The organism is Achromobacter sp. NFACC18-2 (assembly GCF_900108985.1).
Taxonomy (GTDB): domain Bacteria; phylum Pseudomonadota; class Gammaproteobacteria; order Burkholderiales; family Burkholderiaceae_B; genus Achromobacter.
In genome coordinates, this window is sequence record NZ_FNYM01000002.1 from 455,786 (window position 1) to 473,224 (window position 17,439).

Sequence of the window (17,439 nt, forward strand, 5' to 3'; positions counted from 1 at the left end):
GCGGGGCTACGATTGCGGTCCGGAGCCTTCGCTCCGGACTGCCCCGTCGTCAACCTCGTACGCCTTCGGCTCCCTTCGGTTTCCCTCGGGCGCATCTACACGCCCCGCACCCCGAGGCCGCCGCCGCACCGTGCTCTGGTGGATCGGGTCTGCGCATTGCTGGGGCGGGTGGGGTGCTTGGCGTTTTTGCAGGCGGTGGCGGAAGGGGGAGGTCTTGCGGGGCCCGCTTCACTGCGGCCGCGCGGGCGGCCTGGTGAAGCTTACGCGGTGTCTTGCGTCTGGCGATGACGCTTCGCGCTTGCGGGGGTGTCAGTAGCCGCGTTGCGCGTCGTAGATGTTGGGGAGGGGTTCTCCGCGCTCATTGGCTGCGATCAGCAGGGCCGTGTGACGCGCGCGTTCCTTGCGGTCGGGGATCGCGGCGCAGTGGGGGGTGATGGTGATGCGGGGGTGCGTCCACAGTGGGGAGTCTTTGTGCAGCGGTTCCTGCTCGAAGACGTCCAGGACGGCTTGGTCCAGGTGGCCGCTGTCCAGCGCGTCCAGGATGTCCTGCGTGACCATGTGCGAACCGCGGCCGGCGTTGATGAGGCTGGCGCCCTTGGGCAGTTGGGACAGCGTGGCGCGGTTGAGGATGCCGCGGGTGGCGTCGGTGGCGGGGAGCAGGCACACGAGGAGATCGGTGCTGGCGAGGAAGTCGCCGAGCTGTTCCTGGCCCGCGTACGAGGGCATGCCCGGCAGCGTGCTGGCGCCGCGGGACCAGCCGCTGACGGGAAAGCCGACGCGCGACAGGAGTTGGGCTGATGCGACGCCCAGGTGGCCCAGGCCCATGATGCCGACGCGCACGTCGGCGGCAACGCGCAGGGAGTCGAAGATTTCCCAGTGGCTGCGCGACTGGTTGTCGACGATGGTCTTGACGTTGCGCGTGATCATGAGGGCGCTGGTCAGCACGAACTCCGCCATTTCCGTCTGCGTGCGGGCGGTGACCATGCGCGCGATGGGCAGGTGCCGGGGCAGCGCGGGGTCGGCGAGGATGTGGTCGACGCCGGCGCCGGCGCTGATGATGAGCTTGAGGTTCTGGAAGGTGGCGAGTCGGCCTGCGTCGGGGGCCCAGACGAGAGCGTAGTCGATGCTGGCGGGGTCGGCGTCTTCGTGCCAGCCCACGACCTCCAGTTCCGGCGCAAAGGCGCGGAACTGCGCGCGCCATTCGTCGATCGCGTGGGGGCCGCCGGAGTTGATGATGAGCCGCATGCGGGTCCTTGCAAGGGTGCGGGCGCGTTCGCCCTGGCGGTGACGCGGACGGCGCGCCTGCGGGTTGTCCACAGGCGCACCGTCCGCGCGGTCGTCAACGTTCGACCGTGCGGTTCCAGCGGGCGTTGAAGGCCGGCCGGGCCGCGTTGATCTGGTCCCAGTCCAGGATCTTGGCGTTCGCCATGTAGCCTTGGAAACGCTTGAGGGTGTCGGCGTTGTTGGCGGGCGCCTGGACGTTCTTGTTGGACGGGAAGTGTCCGCCCATTTCCAGGGCCTTGGCCTGGGCCTTGGCGGACAGCAGGTACAGCGCGAGTTTCTGCGCCAGCTCCGGCTCGCTGTTCTTGGCGATGACGCATTCGCCGACCATCAGGATGACGGAGCCTTCCTTGGGCTGGGCGTATTCCACCGGGATGTCGCGCTTTTTGAGGCGCGCGATGGCGGTGGGGGTGAGCGGGAAGATCGCGGCTTCGTCGGACTGGATCATTTCCGCCAGCTTGGCGGAGTTGGGAATGTATTCCAGCACGTTGGGGCCGATGGTGGAGGGCCACTTCTTGAAGCCGGGATCGTAGTTCTGGTCGTTGCCGCCTTCGATGCGGTTGAACATCAGGAAGCCGTGCAGGCCGAAGGTGCTGCCCGACGCGGACTGGAACACGACCTTGCCCTTGTATTTGGGGTCCGCCAGGTCCAGCCATGAGGTGGGCGGCGCCCAGCCGTTCTTCTGGAAGAGGCGCGTGTTGTAGCCCAGGCCGGTCATGCCGATGTCGATGCCCGCGGCCATGCGGTCTTTCATCAGGGCGGTGGGGTACAGCTCTTTGAGGACGGGGTCGTCATTGAGCTGCGCGCACAGGCCCATGGAGATCGCGCGGGCCATGATGCCGTCGTCCAGGAACATGACGTGCATCTGCGGATTGTCTTTGTAGGCCTGCGCCTTGGCCAGCACGTCGGTCGAGGTGCCGGGCACCACGACGATCTTCACGTTGTTGGCTTTTTCGAAGTCCGGGAACACGTGCTGCGTGAAGGCGCGTTCCATGTCGCCGCCGTTCATGCCGACGTACAGCGTCTTCTGTTGCGCCATGGCCCCGGCAGACAGCAATGCCAGCACCGCCGCGCCCAACAGCCGCTTCCCCTTGGTCAGGCGCAGCGCGCCCTGTTTCTTATGCATCATGGTGACTCCAGCGTTTGCTCACGAACACTCTCAGGCCGGTCTGCGGCGCCGTGAGCGGCGGACGCGTACCGTTCAATGCGGAAGGCATCGATAGGAATGGAGGATCGGCCGTGCACGACCAGCTCGGACAGCACTTCGCCCACGGCGGGGCCGATCTGAAAGCCCGCGCCGGACAGGCCGAAGGCATGGAAGAGGCCCGGCACGGTGGCGCTCGGGCCCAGTACGGGATTGTGGTCGGGCATGTTGCCTTCGACGCCGGTCCAGAAGCGGATGACCTGGGCGCCGCGCAGCGCCGGCAGCAGCTTGGCGGCGTTGGCCATCAGCGCGCCCAGATTGGCGCGCCCCGGGCGGGCGTAGTCGGGGTCCACCGAGACCCCGCGGCCGCCGCCGATGACGCAGTTGCCGCGCGCGACCTGGCGCGCGTAGATGCCGCCGCCCTGCATGCCCAGGCTCACGTCCATGAATACCGGCAGGGGCTCGGTCACCATCATCAAGGGATGGATGGCGGTCTCCGGGACGGCTTCGCCAAAGCTTTCGGCGAAGCGCCCGGCCCAGGCCCCCGCGCAATTGAGCAGGAAGCGCGAGCGCACTTCGAGCGCGTCGCCGGCCCGCACGATGAAGCGCGAACCGTCGTGCACGGCCGAGGTGACGCGCACGCCTTCGCGCACGTCGGCGCCCAGCGCGCGGGCCGCGCGCGCGAAGGCCGGCGATACGAGGCGCGGATTGGCGTGACCGTCTTCGGGACAGAAAGACCCGCCCACCACGTCCTGCCCCAGCCAGCCGAAGCGCCGCGCCAGCGCGCGGCGGTCCAGGAGTTCAAGGTCCATTCCGAAGCCGCGCGTGCTGTCGCGATACGCGTGCAGCAGCGCCAGGTCCGATTCAGAGCAGGCCAGCTTGAGGTGGCCGGAGCGCACGTACTCGCCGTCGCTGCCGATCAGTTCGGGCAGCTTGCCCCACAGTTCGTGGGCGCGCCGCGCCAGCGGCATCTGTTCCAGTCCGCGGCCCTGGCGGCGCACGCCGCCGTAGTTCACGCCGCTGGCCTTGGCGCCGCACAGCGCGGCCTCCAGCAGCACCACGGGCACGCCCTGGCGCCGCAGGAAGAGCGCGGCGCTGCCGCCGACGATGCCGCCGCCGATGATGGTCACTTCGGTGTCGATGCGCTGCATCATGCCGCCTTCTTCCCGGGTCGTTCGAGGCACACCACGCTGACGGGGATGGGCTTGACCGGCGGCTGGTTGCGCAGGCGGCCGACCGCCTGCGGCGCGCAGCCCGCGGCATGCGCCAGGACCTCGGCCCCCGCGACGCCGCACATGCGGCCCTGGCAACGGCCCATGCCCACGCGCGTCAGCGCCTTCAGGCGGTTCACTTCGCGCACGCCGTTCTCCCGCACGGCCTGGCGGATGGTGCCGGCGGTGACTTCCTCGCAACGGCATACGACCGTGTCGTCGGCGATGGCCGCGGCCCAGTCCTGCGGAAACGGGAAGGCGCGTTCCAGCGCGTCGCGCACGCGGCCGTTCGCCGCAAGGCGGGCTTCCAGCGCCCGCGCGCGCCGCGTGTCGTGCGGATGCCCCGTGTCTTCCAGCAGCGCAAGGGCCGCGCGTTCGCCCGCGAGTTCGGCCGCGTCGGCGCCGCCGATGGCCGCGCCGTCTCCGGCCACATAGACGCCGGCCACGCTGCTGCGGCCGGCGGCGTCGCGGCGCGGCACCCAGTTGCGGTCGCGCTCGTCGTAGGCGAATTCGCAGCCGACCAGGCTGGCGAGTTGCGTTTCGGATCGCAGCGACAGGCCGAAGCCGACCGCGTCGCATTCCACCGTATGCGTGCGACCGCCCTGGCGATACGCAAGGCCCGAGACGCGGTCCTTGCCTGTCACCGCGACGGGACGCACGCCGCTGCGCAGCGGCACGCCGTGCGCGCGCAGCCATGCCATGTAGTAGAGGCCCTTGGCCAGCAGCGCGGGCGCGCGCAGCATGCCCGGCAGCGCGGCCGCGCGGTCGGCAAGGCGCGACGTGTCCAGCACCGCCGCGACCTTCGCGCCTGCCTTGGCGTACTGGTAGGCCACCAGATAAAGCAGCGGTCCGGTGCCCATGAACGCGACGCGCTCGCCGATGGCGCATCCCTGGTGCTTGAGCGCAACCTGCGATCCGCCCAGCGTGTAGACGCCCGGCGTCAGCCAGCCGGGAAACGGCAGCACGCGGTCGGTGGCGCCGGTGGCAAGAATCAGGTGGGTGTAGGGCACCGAGGTGCTGACCCCATCGCGCAGCACGTCCAGCGTCTTGCCTTCGGCATTCCACACCAGGCACCCGGGACGGTATTCCACCTGGGCCTGCAGCGCGTCCATGACCCGGTGCACGGCGTCGGCCTTGCGGTGCTCGAAACCGTAGAGCGCGGATTTGGGCCGTTTGAAGCCGGGCGGCGGCTGCCGGTAGATCTGGCCGCCGGGCCGCAGCCCTTCGTCCAGGATCACGGGGCGCAGGCCCTGCGCGGCCAGCGTCTGGGCCGCGCGGATGCCGGCCGGGCCGGCGCCGACGATCACAGGCATCACGATGCTCATGGCGCGTCGTCCTCGGGCCAGGCCGCGGCCGACAGGGCGCCGGGCGCCGAGGCGGGCGCGCATGCCACGCTTTGCAGCCGCATGCCGGGTTCGATGTAGGTGGAGCAGGCGCGCACGCGCTCGCCGTCCTCGCGCTGCACCCAGCAGTCCTGGCAGGCGCCCATCATGCAGAAGCCCGCGCGCGGGCCGCCCCCGAATTCCGACACGCGCAGGCGCTCGGCCTGGGTCAGCACGGCGGTCAGCACCGTGTCGCCGGCCAGCGCCGTGCAGGCCTGTCCGTCGAAGGTGAACGTCAAGGCGGGGCGGCCGGTTTCGGCCAGGCGTTTCAGGATTGCCATGTTGCCCGCGTCTCCTTTGCGGCTGTCGGCAGCGACTTCATTTCTGTCCCACCAGGACGCGGTCCAGTCCATACACGCGATCCAGCAGCAGCATGGTCACGGCCGTCAGCGCGATGACCAGCGCGGACACGGCGGCCATCATCGGGTCGATGGATTCCGTGGCGTACATGTACATACGCACCGGCAGGGTGATCGTGGATGGCGCGGTGATGAACACCGACATGGTCAGTTCGTCGAAGCTGTTGATGAAGGCCAGCAGCCAGCCGCCCGACACGCCGGGAATGATGAGCGGCAGGGTGACCAGGAAGAACACCTTGGCGCGGCTGGCGCCCAGCGACAGCGCCGCGTGCTCGATGGACCGGTCAAAGCCGACGAGCGCGCCGATCACCAGACGCATCACGTAAGGCGTGATGACGACCACGTGGCTGGCCACCAGCCAGGGGAAGCTGCCGGCCATGCCCATCAGCGCGAAGAAGCGCAGCAGCGCCACGCCCAGCACCAGATGCGGAATCATCAGGGGCGACAGGAACAGGCCGTTCAGCACATCGCGGCCGGGGAAGCGATAGCGCGTGATGGCGATGGCGGCGGGCACCGCCAGGCACACGGCGATGCTGGCCGACAGGAAGGCGAGCCACAGGCTGTTCTTGAACGCCTGCATGAAGTTGGGATGCTCGAACACCGCGTAGAACCAGCGCAGCGAAAAGCTTGTGGTGGGCATGGTGAGCGTCGATTCGGGCGTAAACGCCACCAGGCACACGATGGCCAGCGGCGCCAGCACGAACGCCACCACCAGGAAGTTGAACGCCAGCGCGAAAGGACCGTTTTTCTGCATTTCGATTCCTTGCGCGGGTCAGCCGAGGCTGCGGCGGTAAGAACGTTCGACGACGCGGTTGTACGCCATCATGATGATCACGTTCACGATCAGCAGCACGATCGCGATGGCTGCGCCCAGCGGCCAGTTGAGCTCGGTGAGGAACTCGTCGTACACGACCGTGGCCACCATCTTCAGGCGCCGCCCGCCCAGCAGCGCGGGGATGGCGAACGAGCTGGCCGACAGGCCGAACACGATGAGGCTGCCGGACAGGATGCCCGGCATGGCCTGCGGCAGGACGATGCGCGTCAGCGTCTGGAAGCGCGAGGCGTTCAGCGACAGCGCGGCATGTTCGACGGTGGGGTCCAGCTTCTGCAGCGAGGTCCACACCGGAATCACCATGAAGGGCAACATGACGTGGACGAGCCCGATGATGACGGCGGTGGGCGTATACAGCAGCGATCCCAGCCCCAGCGCCGCGGCCGCCTTGCCGATCGGCCCGGCCGGACCCAGCAGCATGCTCCACCCGAACGCGCGCACCACCAGCGAAATCAGCAGCGGCGACAGCACGACCAGGAGAAAAATCGAGCGCCAGGGCTTGCCCATGCGCGACAGGATGTAGGCTTCCGGTGCGCCGATCAGCACGCAGATCAGCGTGGTGACGCCGGCGATCCAGAAGGTGCGCCAGAAGATTTCGATGAAGTAGCTGTCGGTGACCACCGCCAGGTAATGCTCGAACGTGTGGCCGGGCAGGATGCCCGTGGCGTAATCGAACGGCCGGAACGACAGGACGAACGTGAGCGCCAGCGGGGTCAGCACCAGCGTGAGGAACACGATGGCCAGCGGGATCGACCCCAGGATGGCGAGCAGGCCGTCGTTGCGCGGCTTGGGCAGGCTGGCGGCGGCGCCGCGTTGCGTCAGGGTCGCCATGTCAGGCCGCCGCGGCCGCAGCGGGCGCGCGCAGGACGCGCAGCACGCCGTCCGCCCAGTCCAGCCCGATCTGCTCGCCGTCGTCGTGCGGGCGGCGGCCGTCGTTGGGCGTGAGGACGGTCAGCGCCCCCACGGGCGAATCCAGGTCGTACATCCACTGGCTGCCCAGGAAATAGCGCGTGTTGACGACACAGGCAAGCTTGCCCTGGCCGGCCGGCACGGGCACCAGCTTTTCCGGCCGCAGCGACAACTGCACGTCGTCGCCGTGGCGCAGGCCTTCGCCGTCGACCAGCAAGTGCAGCGCGCCGGCCTGGACTTCGGCCCGCTCGCCGCAGCGCGTGACGCGGCCCGCCAGCAGGTTGGTCTTGCCCACGAAGCGCGAGATGAACTCGGTCTGCGGATGCTCGTACATGCGATAGGGCGGGTCCACCTGCGTGGCTCGGCCGTCCTGCATGACGACGACGCGGTCACTGATGGACAGGGCCTCGGCCTGGTCGTGCGTGACCATGACCGTGGTGGTGCCGATCTTGCGCTGGATGCTGCGCAGCTCGAACTGCATCTCTTCGCGCAGCTTGGCGTCCAGGTTGGACAGCGGCTCGTCCAGGAGCAGCACGGGCGGGCGGATCACCAGCGCGCGGGCCAGCGCCACGCGCTGCCGCTGGCCGCCCGACAGCTCCCGCGGGAAGCGGTCGGCATGCTTGTCCAGCTTGACCAGCGCCAGCGCCTCGCGCACGCGGTCCTGGCGTTCCGCCCGCTCGACTTTGCGCATCTTCAGGCCGAAGGCGACGTTGTCCGCCACGGTCAGGTGTGGAAACAGCGCATAGCTCTGGAACACGATGCCCAGGCCACGCGTGTTCGGCTTGGCGTGCGTGATGTCGCGCCCGTCCAGCGTGATGGACCCGCAGGTCACCTCGGCAAAGCCCGCGATCATCTGCAGCGTGGTGGTCTTGCCGCAGCCCGAGGGGCCGAGCAGGGAGACGAACTCGCCCTTTTCGACCGCCAGGCTCAGGTCCGAGACGACCCGAAGATTGCCGTAGTTCTTGGAGACGTTGTCCAACCGCAGAAATGCCATTTTTCAAACCCCGTGGCCCCTTCGGGCCCTGCGCCGCCCGGCGGGCTTCGATGACCGCCCAGGCTGCTTATCTGATGACGCAGTCTAGGAGGCGCCAAAACACAGGGCAATTAGGGTTTTCCGAACAATCGAATTTTTTATCTGTTATTTCCGCTAGACTGAATTTATTGATAAAAATACGTCTGACTATTTTATTTGCCGGAATATCAAAATGAAGAAATCAGAAGCGCCGGACGATTCCGCAGGCCAGGGGGTGTTGCAGCGGGCGTTCGCCGTGCTGCGCGTGCTGGCCGACGCCAAGGGAGAAAAACTGCGCCTGACCGATATCGCCGCCCGCACGGGACAGGCGCAGGCCACGGTGCACCGGGTGTTGCAGGGCCTGATGCAGGAAGGCGTGGTCGAGCAGCCGGCGCAAAGCAAGGGATACCAGTTGAGCGTCGCCTTTTTCTCGCTGGCCGCCGCCGCCGGCAATCACCAGTCCAGCCTGCGCAGCCTGTACCGGCCGGCCATGCTGCGCCTGTCGGGCATGCTCAACGACACCATCTTCCTGCTGGTCCGCAGCGGCTTTGACGCCGTCTGCGTCGATCGCGTGGATGGCGCATTCCCGGTGCGCTCGCACACGGGCGACATCGGCGGCCGCGTGCCGCTGGGCATGGGGCAGGGCGGCCTGGTGCTGCTGGCCAGCCTGCCGGAAGCCGAGCGCGAAGAGGTCATCCGCTTCAACATCCCGCGCCTGCACCATCTGGGCTTCGTGGACGAGATCTCGATGCGCGTGCGCATCAAGGAATGCCTGGAACGCCGCTATGCGCGCAGCCAGGGCCAGGGCGTGTTTCCCAACATCGCGGGGCTGGCGGTGCCGGTCTACGACCCCAACGGCGTCACGGTGGCGGCGCTGAGCGTGGCGGCGCCCATCGAACGCATCAGCGACGAGCGGCTGCCGCTGATCCTGGAAATGCTGCGGCGCGAGGCCGATGCGGTGGGCGCGCAGATCAACCCCTTCGACCCGGCCCTGCGCCGTCCCAGCCAGTTCCTGGGCACCGGCAACGGGGCATAGACCGGCACGTCGCCCGTAGAAACGAAAAGGCCCGGGCAGCGGTTGCCCGGGCCTTCGTGCCTGCGCGCGGGCGCTCAGGTCGGATACGTGCCCGGCAGCAGGATGCTGCGGTCGCCGGGTTCGATCGAGCGACGGCCGCACAGCGCCATCGTCGTGTCCATTTCCTTGTACAGGATCTCCAGCACGCGGGTCACGCCGGCCTGGCCGTAGGCGCCCAGGCCATACAGGAAGGCGCGGCCGATCATGGTTCCGCGCGCGCCCAGCGCCACCGCCTTCAGGATGTCCTGGCCGGAGCGGATGCCGCCGTCCATCCACACTTCGATCTTGGAGCCCACCGCATCCGCAATGCCGGGCAGGGCCGCGATCGAGGACATGGCGCCGTCGAGCTGGCGTCCGCCGTGGTTGCTGACGATGAGCGCGTCCGCACCGCTATTGGCGGCAAGCTGCGCGTCTTCGACGTCAAGAATGCCCTTGATGATGAGCTTGCCGCCCCAGCGCTGCTTGATCCATTCCACGTCGTCCCAGCTCAGGCGGGGATCGAACTGTTCGGCGGTCCAGGACGACAGCGACGACAGGTCGCTCACGCCCTTGGCGTGGCCCACGATGTTGCCGAAGGTGCGGCGCTTGGTGCCCAGCATGCCCATGCACCAGCGCGGCTTGGTCGCCAGGTTGATCAGGTTGCGCAGCGTGGGCTTGGGCGGGGTGGACAGCCCGTTCTTGATGTCCTTGTGGCGCTGGCCGAGGATTTGCAGATCCAGCGTCAGGACCAGCGCCGAGCAGCCGGCCGCCTTGGCGCGGTCGATCAGGTTGGCCACGAATTCGCGGTCGCGCATCACGTAGAGCTGGAACCAGAAGGGCTTCTTCGTGGCCTGGGCCACGTCTTCCAGCGAGCAGATGCTCATGGTGGACAGCGTGAACGGCACACCGAAGTCGGCCGCGGCCTTGGCCGCGAGAATCTCGCCGTCGGCGTGCTGCATGCCGGTCAGGCCCGTGGGCGAAATCGCCAGCGGCATGACCACGTCCTGCCCCACCATGGTGGTGCGCAGCGACCGGCCTTCCATGTTCACCGCCACGCGCTGGCGCAGCTTGATTTTCTGGAAGTCGCTTTCGTTCGCGCGATAGGTGCCTTCGGTCCAGGCGCCGGAATCGGCGTAGTCATAGAACATGCGCGGCACGCGCTTCTGCGCAACAACGCGCAAATCTTCGATGCAGGTGATCGTAGAAAGGTTAGCGGTCATGGAGAGGTCTGTGGAGTGATAGGGGTGCGCCAGCTGCGACTCGTTTTTCTTGCTGCTGGCCGCCAGCCTTGGGCTGCCGGGCCGCCGCGCCAGGTTCATCCCCGCGCGGCGCCGCCCAGTATACGCGCCGAGGCCGGCAAGCGTCGCTTGCCGGCCCCGTTCGCCCCCCTGCGCAAAGGCTCTACGGCCCCTGCACGCCCAGCCCTAGCGCGGCCACACTTTGCTGACCGCGCGGATCGTCGCCCACGCCACCCAGCGCGGGCTGGTCAGACGCGCGCCCGGCAGTCGGCGCATCACGTCCACCGCCAGTCCGCCGCGCTTGTGCCATTGCTTCTTGCGCGTCTGGCTGTCGGTCCAGCGGCCTTCCAGCCACGGGAATTCCCGGCGTCCGGGCTTGTACACCGGCGGCGTGTTGTAGATGAGGATGTACGCCAGCCGCGGCGACTGCGAGGTGTTGGGCCCGGTGAAGTGCAGCGTGCGCGCGTCGTGCACGGTGATGCCGCCCGGATCCAGGGGCTCGGCCACCGCCTGCTCGCGCGGAAAGTCGCCGCAGCATTCCAGCGGGTGCAGGCTCTTGTCGCCGCCCGGCGAGCGGTGCTCCAGCACGTCCCACTTGTTCGAGCCCGGCAGGAACTGCATGCAGCCGTTCTCCACCGTGGCGGGCTGCAGCGCCAGCCAGATGCTCAGCTCGTTGTAGACGAAATCCGGCGAGCGGAACGCCTCGTCCTGGTGCCAGGGCGTTTCGGGTCCGTGCGGGCCGGGCTTGAGCAGCGCGTGTTCGCCATACAGGGCCGCCTGCGGTCCAAGAAGCTGCCGCGCGAGCTCGAGCGTGCGTTCGTGGTAAACCGTCTTGAGCAGGCCCGGGGCATAATGGCGCGGATCATGCAGGCTCGGAAACTTGGCGGGCTTGGTGGGGTCGTCACGGCTGACGAAGTCATACTGCGCGCCCTCGTTGTAACCCGTCTTGTTCGCGAACAAGTCCAGCAGCGTCCGGCGGATGTAGCCGACCTCATCCTGCGGGCACACGTCCTTCAGGGCGAGGTAACCCTGCTCCCTGTAGAGCGCTGTCTCGGCTTCCGACAACAAACTGGTCTCTTCCATGATGGCTTCTCCAAGCTCTTGATAATGGGTATTTCTTGGCTGGCACGTTTTGACATGTGCTCTAACGTATCGCTTCGAAGCCCTAGGGGCCTATAGATCATCCGCTGTAGCCGGTTCCGCCTACGCTTCCCGCGCATGGCGGGGCATCATCCGAAGGAAAAACCCATGCAAGACCCTAAGGCCGATACCCATATCGAAACCGTCCACGTCACCGTCAGCGGCACGGTGCAGGGCGTGGGATACCGTCATGCCACGGTGCGGCGCGCGCACATGCTGGGCGCGACGGGTTGGGTGCAAAACATGCTCGACGGCACGGTGCAGGCGCTGGTGCAGGGCACGCCCGACCAGGTCGATCACATGCTGGAATGGTTGCGGCGCGGACCGCCCGGCGCATCCGTCCAGGAGATCATCACGCGCCGGGAGTACACCGATAAGCGTTACATCCGCTTCGAGCAGCTTTGACGCCGTCGGCCCTAGGCGGCTTGACGTAATCCGACAGGACGAGAACGCCGCCTACGATCGGTGGGCCGGACCTAGTTCGAGCGCAGCCAGCGTCCGCCGACCTGGTTGATGACCAGCCCCGACAGGACGCACGCGGCGCCCAGCCATTGCAGGGGCTGCAGCCGTTCGCCGAACGCCATCGACGCCGCCCACAATCCCACCACCGGAACCAGCAGCGAGAACGGCGCGACCTTGGCCGCGGGGTGGCGCGACAGCAGCCGCGTCCACAGGGTATAGGCAAGCAGCGTCGCCAGCACTGCCAGGTAGAGCACCGACAGCGCCTCGCCCCAGCCCATGCCGGTCACCATGCCCAGCACCGGCTCCCAGCCGTCGATCAGGATGGCCAGCGCCAGGAAGGGCAGCACCGGGGCGGCGCTGCTCCAGGCGATGAACGCGAACGGGTCGTAGCCGGGCGCCTTGCGGCTGGCCAGCCGCACGATCAGATTCGACACCGCCCACATGAGGGCGGCGCCCAGGGTCAGGACAAAGCCCAGCATCGCCATCTGCCCAGGCCCGTCGCCGCGCCCCCCGGCAATGACCGCCAGCCCCACCGCGGCCACGCCCAGGCCGAGCCAGTGGTGGCGGCGCGCACGCTCATGCAGGACCGGCGCCGCCAGCAACAGCGTGAAGAAGGCCTGCGTCTGGATGACCAGCGAAGCCATGCCCGCCGGCATGCCGAACTTGAGCGCGGTAAAGAGCAGGCCGAACTGCCCCAGTCCCTGGACCAGGCCGTAGGCCGCGACCCACTGCCACGGCAATCGCGGCATGCGCACGAAGAGAATGAGCGGGAAGGCCGCCAGCGCGAATCGCAGCGCACCCAGCATCATGGGGGACAAGCCCCGCATGCCGACCTTCATGACGACGAAATTCAGGCCCCAGATGACCACCACTGCCAAGGCGCAGAAATAGTCTTTTCGGGAAAGTTGGGTGGTGGACATCGCGCGATTATCGCATCGCCCACCTCAAAACCGGCTGAAATCAGCGCGCGTCCAGCACCCCTGCAAACGCCGCGATCGCGGCGTCGATGTCCTGGTCGCCGATATGGCGATGCGTCACGCAGCGCAGCCGCGTGCGGCCCCACGGACGCGTCAGCACGCCCCGGGCCTGCAGGGCCGCGACCCACTGCGCGTTGGTCATGCCGGTCTCGGCGGTTTCGACCTGCACGATGTTGGTTTGCGGCACCGTCGCCGACAACGCCGGCGCCAGACCGTTGACGCCGTCGCTCAGGCGCCGCGCCCGCACATGGTCTTCGGCCAGGCGCGCCGCCATATGCTGCACGCCTTCCAGGCCGGCGGCCGCCATGATGCCCGACTGCCGCTGCGTGCCGCCCAGCATGCGGCGCAGCGTGCGCGCCTTGGCCACCACCGGCTGGCTGCCCGCCAGCACCGCCCCCACCGGCGCGCTCAGGCCCTTGGACAGGCACAGCGCAACGGTGTCCGCATGGCGGGTGATGTCGGCGGCCGGCACGCCCAGCGCCACGGCCGCGTTGAACAGGCGCGCACCGTCCAGGTGCACCGGCACCCCGGCCGCCTGCGCCATGCCGTGCACGGCCTGCATGTGATCCAGCGGCAGCACCGTGCCGCCCGCGTTGTTGTGCGACGTTTCCATCGCAACCAGCGACGTCTTGAGCCGGTGCCCGCCAGTCAGCAACGCCTCTTCGAGACGATTCAAGTCCATCGCGCCGGCGCTGCCGGACACGCCCTGGTAGAACAGGCCGGTGAACGTGGCCGCCCCCCGTTCCGATGTGTACATGTGCGCGGTCGATTCCAGCACCACCTGCTCGCTGCGCTGCGTCTGCGCCAGCACGGCCAGCAGGTTGGCCATCGTGCAGCTCGGCACGAACAGGCCCGCCTCCTTGCCCAGGCTGGCCGCCACGCAGGCCTCCAGCTCGCGCACCGTGGGGTCGCCATCCAGGCCGTCGTCGCCGATCGGGGCCGTGCGCATGCGCTCGTACATCGCCGCGGTGGGATGGGTGACCGTATCGCTGCGCAGGTCGACGACGGATGGAGGGGGAGGGTCGGCGGGGTTCCGCTGGGTCATGGCTATCAATGCTGCAGAATTTTGGAAAGAAACTGGCGCGTGCGCGGGGCACGCTCCTCGACGTTGCCGAAGAACTGCTCCTTCTGGCAGTCCTCGACGATCTTGCCGCCGTCCATGAAGATCACACGGTCGGCGACGCGGCGCGCAAACCCCATCTCGTGGGTCACCACCATCATCGTCATGCCTTCGCCGGCCAGGTCCGTCATCACGTCCAGCACCTCGTTGACCATCTCGGGGTCCAGGGCCGACGTGGGCTCATCGAACAGCATCACCACCGGATCCATCGACAGCGCACGGGCGATCGCCACGCGCTGCTGCTGGCCGCCGGACAGTTCGCCGGGGTGCTTGTCCTTGTGCGCCGACAGGCCCACGCGCTCGAGCAGGGCGAGGGCGCGCTGGCGCGCTTCGTCCTTGCCACGCTTGAGCACCTTGACCTGGCCCAGGCAAAGGTTCTCGGTCACCGACAGGTGCGGGAACAGCTCGAAGTGCTGGAACACCATGCCGGCCACCGCGCGCAGCTTGGGCAGGTCGGTGCGCGGATCGCCCACCGACACGCCATTGACCACGATCTCGCCTTTCTGGAAGGGCTCCAGGGCATTCACCGTCTTGATCAGCGTCGACTTGCCGGACCCGGACGGACCGCACACCACCACGACCTCGCCGCGGCCCACCGTGGTGCTGCAATCGTCCAGCACCTGGAAATCGCCATACCACTTGCTGACCTGCCGGATCTCGATCATCGGGGGATTGGAAGAACGTTGCATCATTGAACCTGTGGATAACGTGTGAGTCGCCACGCGCGGATCAGCGCAGCACCCGCGTGCGCTTTTCGAGCTGCTTGACCAGACGCGATGCCGTGAAGCAAATCACGAAATACACCACCGCCACGAAGAGATAAAGTTCCACAAGCCGTCCGTCGCGCTGGCCGATCTTGGACGCCGCACCCAGGAAGTCGGTCAGCGACAGCACGTAGACCAGCGAGGTGTCCTGGAACAGGATGATGACGCGCGTCAGCAGCGCCGGCACCATGTTGCGCAGCGCCTGCGGCAACACCACGTAGCGCATGCCCTGCCAATGATTCAGCCCCAGCGCCATGCTGGCCGAGACCTGGCCGCGCGCGATCGACTGGATGCCGGCGCGCATGATCTCGCAGAAGTACGCGGCCTCGAACAGCGTGAAGGTGATCACCGCCGAGTTGAAGGCGCCCACGCGCAAGGGCGTGGGCGACCCCACGATCCACGCGGCGATGTAGGGCATCAGGAAGTAGAACCAGAAGATCACCAGCAGCAGCGGGATCGACCGCATCACGTTCACGTAGATGCCCGCCGGCACCGACAGCAACTTGAACCGCGACAGCCGCATCATCGCCAGCAGCGTGCCCAGCGCCAGCCCCATCACCGCCGCCAGCACGGTCAGCGTCAACGTGAACGTCATGCCGGTCTGGAACAGATACGGCAGCGCGCCTCGGATGACGTCGAAATCGAATTGACCCATGTCAGCGCCCCGATCCGGCAGGAACGCTACGCGACGCCGACCCGATCAGGCCCGGCACCGCGACACGGCGTTCCAGCGTGCGCATGCCCAGCACGACGATGCCGTTGATGATGAGGTAGATCACCGTCGCGGCGGAGAAGGCCTCGAAGATGTGGAAGCTGAATTCCGCCATGGATCGCGCCTGTCCCGTCAACTCGAGCAGGCCGATGGTGAGCGCCACCGACGAGTACTTGATCGTGCCCATGAACTCCGACGTCAGCGGCGGCAGTACGATGCGGTAGGCCTCGGGCAGGATGACGTAGCGGTAGACCTGCGCCTCGGTCAGCCCGAGCGCGGTGCCGGCCTGGAACTGGCCGCGCGGCAGCGACTGGATGCCCGCCCGCAATTGCTCGGCCACGCGGGCCGACCCATAGAAACCCAGGCACAGCACGGCGGGCAGGAACTGCCCCCACGGCTGCGGCATCTGCTTCATCGCCAGGCCCCAGGCATGCGGCAGCAGCTCCGGCAGGACGAAGTACCAGAGAAACATCTGCACCAGCAGCGGGATATTGCGAAAGAGCTCCACATAGCTCGTGCCGACGATGTTCATGACGCGCGAACTCGCCGTGCGCATCACGCCCAGGCAAGATCCCAGCAACAGCGAGAAGACCCATGCCGTCAGTGCCAGCGCGAGCGTCCAGCCCACGCCGATCAGGATCGTCTCCAGGAAGGTATGCACGCCGTCCGGCGACATCTCCAGGAATACGCTCCAGCTCCAGTTGTAATTCATGCCCTCGCCCTTGATCGCGACGCCGGCGGGGGCCGGCGTCCTTGCCCGCGTTTCGCGGCGCGGGACACGCTGCGTCCCGCGCTCGACTGCTTACTCGTAGGCCTTGGGATCGCCCGAGTCGGTCGGATTGGCCAGGGCGCGCTTCAGAGCGTCGCTCATGGGGTACTTCAGGTTGATCTGCTTGGGCGGGATCGGCGAGTTGAAGTACTTGTCGTACAGCGCGGCGACCTTGCCGGTCTTGATGAGGTCCAGCACCGCGTCATCGATGACCTTCTTGAACTTCGGGTCGTCCTTGGGCTGCATGATGCCGTAGGGCGCCATTTCCAGGCCCTTGGTGCCGATCACGAAGGCATCCGGGTTCTTGGACGACGCCACGGCGCCGTAGGCGATGCCGTCGTCGTTGGCCGAGCCCGCGGCGCGGCCCGATTCCACCATCAGGATGGTCTCGGCGGTGTCCTTGGTGGGCGCCATGGAAATGCCCAGGTTGCCCTGCGCATTGAGCTGCGAGATCAGCTTGAACGTCTGGCCGCCCGCCTGCGCCGCGATGGTCTTGCCGCGGAACGAGGTCAGGTCGTTGGGGTTCACGCCGCCGTCCTTGCGCGCCACCAGCACCACCTGCGCCACGAAGGTCGTGGGCGCGAAAGACACCAGCTTGTGGCGCGCTTCGTTGTTGGTGGTGTTGCCGCATTCCAGGTCGATGGTGCCGTTGGCCAGCAGCGGGATGCGCGTGGCCGACGTCGTCGGGTTGTAGCGGACCTCGAGCTTGGGCAGCTTCAGCGCTTGCTGCACATACTTGGCGACTTCCTGGCAGATCTCCACCGTGTAGCCGATCGGCTTCTGGTTGCCGTCCAGGTACGCAAACGGCACCGACGTCTCGGGGTGGCCAAGCGTGATGACGCCGGTTTCCCGGATCTTGTCCAGGCGGCTGGGGGCTTCGGCATGAGCCGTCGCGGCGCCGCCCAGAAGGGCGGTGGCGACGGAGATCGCGGCAAGTGCTTTCATCTGATTCCCTTGGCGCCGTGCATGCGGCGCATGATTATGTTCACGATCGGCGGATCCAGCCCGGCTGAATACCGCCGCGTCCCGCGATGAGCCCCGCGGCTGGCAAAAAGTATCAACTAGCAGTATGG

The 17,439-nt window shown here is 67.6% G+C and carries 18 protein-coding genes; 2 read left to right on the forward strand and 16 right to left on the reverse strand.

What is annotated here, in order from left to right; all coding sequences use genetic code 11:
- Nucleotides 1-309: 309 nt before the first annotated feature.
- From BMW75_RS04520 to BMW75_RS04555, 8 genes are all read right to left on the reverse strand, one after another.
- Entirely contained in the window at nucleotides 310-1,245 is a 936-nt protein-coding gene (locus BMW75_RS04520) for a 2-hydroxyacid dehydrogenase (RefSeq protein WP_092577178.1), read from the reverse strand.
- 94 nt (nucleotides 1,246-1,339) lie between these two features.
- Entirely contained in the window at nucleotides 1,340-2,410 is a 1,071-nt protein-coding gene (locus BMW75_RS04525) for an ABC transporter substrate-binding protein (RefSeq protein WP_175493095.1), read from the reverse strand.
- Complete coding sequence (locus BMW75_RS04530) at nucleotides 2,407-3,579, reverse strand: NAD(P)/FAD-dependent oxidoreductase (RefSeq protein WP_092577180.1); 1,173 nt, start codon at nucleotides 3,577-3,579, stop codon at nucleotides 2,407-2,409. The genes BMW75_RS04525 and BMW75_RS04530 overlap by 4 nt, the downstream gene beginning before the upstream one ends.
- Entirely contained in the window at nucleotides 3,576-4,961 is a 1,386-nt protein-coding gene (locus tag BMW75_RS04535) for an FAD/NAD(P)-dependent oxidoreductase (protein WP_092577182.1), read from the reverse strand. Before BMW75_RS04535 ends, BMW75_RS04530 begins: the two co-directional genes overlap by 4 nt.
- Nucleotides 4,958-5,299: a (2Fe-2S)-binding protein gene (locus BMW75_RS04540; RefSeq protein ID WP_092577184.1), complete on the reverse strand. Its 342-nt coding sequence runs from the start codon at nucleotides 5,297-5,299 to the stop codon at nucleotides 4,958-4,960. The genes BMW75_RS04535 and BMW75_RS04540 overlap by 4 nt, the downstream gene beginning before the upstream one ends.
- A 37-nt stretch (nucleotides 5,300-5,336) precedes the next feature.
- Nucleotides 5,337-6,131 carry an ABC transporter permease gene (locus BMW75_RS04545; protein WP_092577186.1) on the reverse strand — a complete coding sequence of 265 codons (795 nt, stop codon included), beginning with the start codon at nucleotides 6,129-6,131 and terminating at the stop codon, nucleotides 5,337-5,339.
- Nucleotides 6,132-6,149: 18 nt separating this feature from the next.
- Nucleotides 6,150-7,040: an ABC transporter permease gene (locus BMW75_RS04550; RefSeq protein ID WP_076518219.1), complete on the reverse strand. Its 891-nt coding sequence runs from the start codon at nucleotides 7,038-7,040 to the stop codon at nucleotides 6,150-6,152.
- Nucleotide 7,041: 1 nt separating this feature from the next.
- A complete protein-coding gene (locus BMW75_RS04555) occupies nucleotides 7,042-8,112 on the reverse strand; it encodes an ABC transporter ATP-binding protein (protein WP_092577188.1) in 1,071 nt (356 codons plus the stop codon).
- Nucleotides 8,113-8,323: 211 nt separating this feature from the next.
- Here BMW75_RS04555 and BMW75_RS04560 point away from each other — a divergent pair, with 211 nt between their 5' ends.
- Entirely contained in the window at nucleotides 8,324-9,166 is an 843-nt protein-coding gene (locus BMW75_RS04560; protein ID WP_092577190.1) for an IclR family transcriptional regulator, read from the forward strand.
- Between the two features lie 74 nt (nucleotides 9,167-9,240).
- On the opposite strand, the gene BMW75_RS04565 is transcribed toward BMW75_RS04560, so the two are convergent.
- Nucleotides 9,241-10,404, reverse strand: coding sequence for an alpha-hydroxy acid oxidase (locus BMW75_RS04565; RefSeq protein ID WP_076521877.1), 1,164 nt, complete (start codon nucleotides 10,402-10,404; stop codon nucleotides 9,241-9,243).
- 204 nt (nucleotides 10,405-10,608) lie between these two features.
- A complete protein-coding gene (locus BMW75_RS04570; protein ID WP_076518224.1) occupies nucleotides 10,609-11,505 on the reverse strand; it encodes a phytanoyl-CoA dioxygenase family protein in 897 nt (298 codons plus the stop codon).
- Between the two features lie 165 nt (nucleotides 11,506-11,670).
- On the opposite strand from BMW75_RS04570, the gene BMW75_RS04575 reads away from it, so the two are divergent.
- A complete protein-coding gene (locus BMW75_RS04575) occupies nucleotides 11,671-11,967 on the forward strand; it encodes an acylphosphatase (protein WP_076518226.1) in 297 nt (98 codons plus the stop codon).
- Between the two features lie 71 nt (nucleotides 11,968-12,038).
- Here BMW75_RS04575 and BMW75_RS04580 read toward each other — a convergent pair whose 3' ends face one another.
- From BMW75_RS04580 to BMW75_RS04605, 6 genes are all read right to left on the reverse strand, one after another.
- Complete coding sequence (locus tag BMW75_RS04580) at nucleotides 12,039-12,944, reverse strand: EamA family transporter (RefSeq protein ID WP_092577191.1); 906 nt, start codon at nucleotides 12,942-12,944, stop codon at nucleotides 12,039-12,041.
- 40 nt (nucleotides 12,945-12,984) lie between these two features.
- The gene (locus BMW75_RS04585; protein WP_092577193.1) at nucleotides 12,985-14,046 is read right to left on the reverse strand and encodes a threonine aldolase family protein; all 1,062 of its coding nucleotides are present in this window, start codon (nucleotides 14,044-14,046) and stop codon (nucleotides 12,985-12,987) included.
- Nucleotides 14,047-14,051: 5 nt separating this feature from the next.
- Nucleotides 14,052-14,786 (reverse strand): amino acid ABC transporter ATP-binding protein, encoded by a 735-nt coding sequence (locus BMW75_RS04590; protein WP_076518234.1) that lies wholly within the window; start codon nucleotides 14,784-14,786, stop codon nucleotides 14,052-14,054.
- A 64-nt stretch (nucleotides 14,787-14,850) separates the two neighbouring features.
- Nucleotides 14,851-15,540, reverse strand: a complete 690-nt coding sequence (locus BMW75_RS04595) for an amino acid ABC transporter permease (RefSeq protein ID WP_076518237.1) — start codon at nucleotides 15,538-15,540, stop codon at nucleotides 14,851-14,853.
- A gap of 1 nt (nucleotide 15,541) precedes the next feature.
- On the reverse strand, nucleotides 15,542-16,309 hold the full coding sequence (locus BMW75_RS04600; RefSeq protein ID WP_092577195.1) for an amino acid ABC transporter permease: 768 nt from the start codon (nucleotides 16,307-16,309) through the stop codon (nucleotides 15,542-15,544).
- A 90-nt stretch (nucleotides 16,310-16,399) separates the two neighbouring features.
- Nucleotides 16,400-17,311 (reverse strand): amino acid ABC transporter substrate-binding protein, encoded by a 912-nt coding sequence (locus tag BMW75_RS04605; protein ID WP_076518243.1) that lies wholly within the window; start codon nucleotides 17,309-17,311, stop codon nucleotides 16,400-16,402.
- Between the last annotated feature and the right edge of the window lie 128 nt (nucleotides 17,312-17,439).

Bases quoted from the DNA above. Each gene is read 5' to 3' on its own strand.
- BMW75_RS04520 (WP_092577178.1), bottom strand. From the start codon at position 1,245: ATGCGGCTCATCATCAACTCCGGCGGCCCCCACGCGATCGACGAATGG.
- BMW75_RS04525 (WP_175493095.1), bottom strand. From the start codon at position 2,410: ATGATGCATAAGAAACAGGGCGCGCTGCGCCTGACCAAGGGGAAGCGG.
- BMW75_RS04530 (WP_092577180.1), bottom strand. From the start codon at position 3,579: ATGATGCAGCGCATCGACACCGAAGTGACCATCATCGGCGGCGGCATC.
- BMW75_RS04535 (WP_092577182.1), bottom strand. From the start codon at position 4,961: ATGAGCATCGTGATGCCTGTGATCGTCGGCGCCGGCCCGGCCGGCATC.
- BMW75_RS04540 (WP_092577184.1), bottom strand. From the start codon at position 5,299: ATGGCAATCCTGAAACGCCTGGCCGAAACCGGCCGCCCCGCCTTGACG.
- BMW75_RS04545 (WP_092577186.1), bottom strand. From the start codon at position 6,131: ATGCAGAAAAACGGTCCTTTCGCGCTGGCGTTCAACTTCCTGGTGGTG.
- BMW75_RS04550 (WP_076518219.1), bottom strand. From the start codon at position 7,040: ATGGCGACCCTGACGCAACGCGGCGCCGCCGCCAGCCTGCCCAAGCCG.
- BMW75_RS04555 (WP_092577188.1), bottom strand. From the start codon at position 8,112: ATGGCATTTCTGCGGTTGGACAACGTCTCCAAGAACTACGGCAATCTT.
- BMW75_RS04560 (WP_092577190.1), top strand. From the start codon at position 8,324: ATGAAGAAATCAGAAGCGCCGGACGATTCCGCAGGCCAGGGGGTGTTG.
- BMW75_RS04565 (WP_076521877.1), bottom strand. From the start codon at position 10,404: ATGACCGCTAACCTTTCTACGATCACCTGCATCGAAGATTTGCGCGTT.
- BMW75_RS04570 (WP_076518224.1), bottom strand. From the start codon at position 11,505: ATGGAAGAGACCAGTTTGTTGTCGGAAGCCGAGACAGCGCTCTACAGG.
- BMW75_RS04575 (WP_076518226.1), top strand. From the start codon at position 11,671: ATGCAAGACCCTAAGGCCGATACCCATATCGAAACCGTCCACGTCACC.
- BMW75_RS04580 (WP_092577191.1), bottom strand. From the start codon at position 12,944: ATGTCCACCACCCAACTTTCCCGAAAAGACTATTTCTGCGCCTTGGCA.
- BMW75_RS04585 (WP_092577193.1), bottom strand. From the start codon at position 14,046: ATGACCCAGCGGAACCCCGCCGACCCTCCCCCTCCATCCGTCGTCGAC.
- BMW75_RS04590 (WP_076518234.1), bottom strand. From the start codon at position 14,786: ATGATCGAGATCCGGCAGGTCAGCAAGTGGTATGGCGATTTCCAGGTG.
- BMW75_RS04595 (WP_076518237.1), bottom strand. From the start codon at position 15,540: ATGGGTCAATTCGATTTCGACGTCATCCGAGGCGCGCTGCCGTATCTG.
- BMW75_RS04600 (WP_092577195.1), bottom strand. From the start codon at position 16,309: ATGAATTACAACTGGAGCTGGAGCGTATTCCTGGAGATGTCGCCGGAC.
- BMW75_RS04605 (WP_076518243.1), bottom strand. From the start codon at position 17,311: ATGAAAGCACTTGCCGCGATCTCCGTCGCCACCGCCCTTCTGGGCGGC.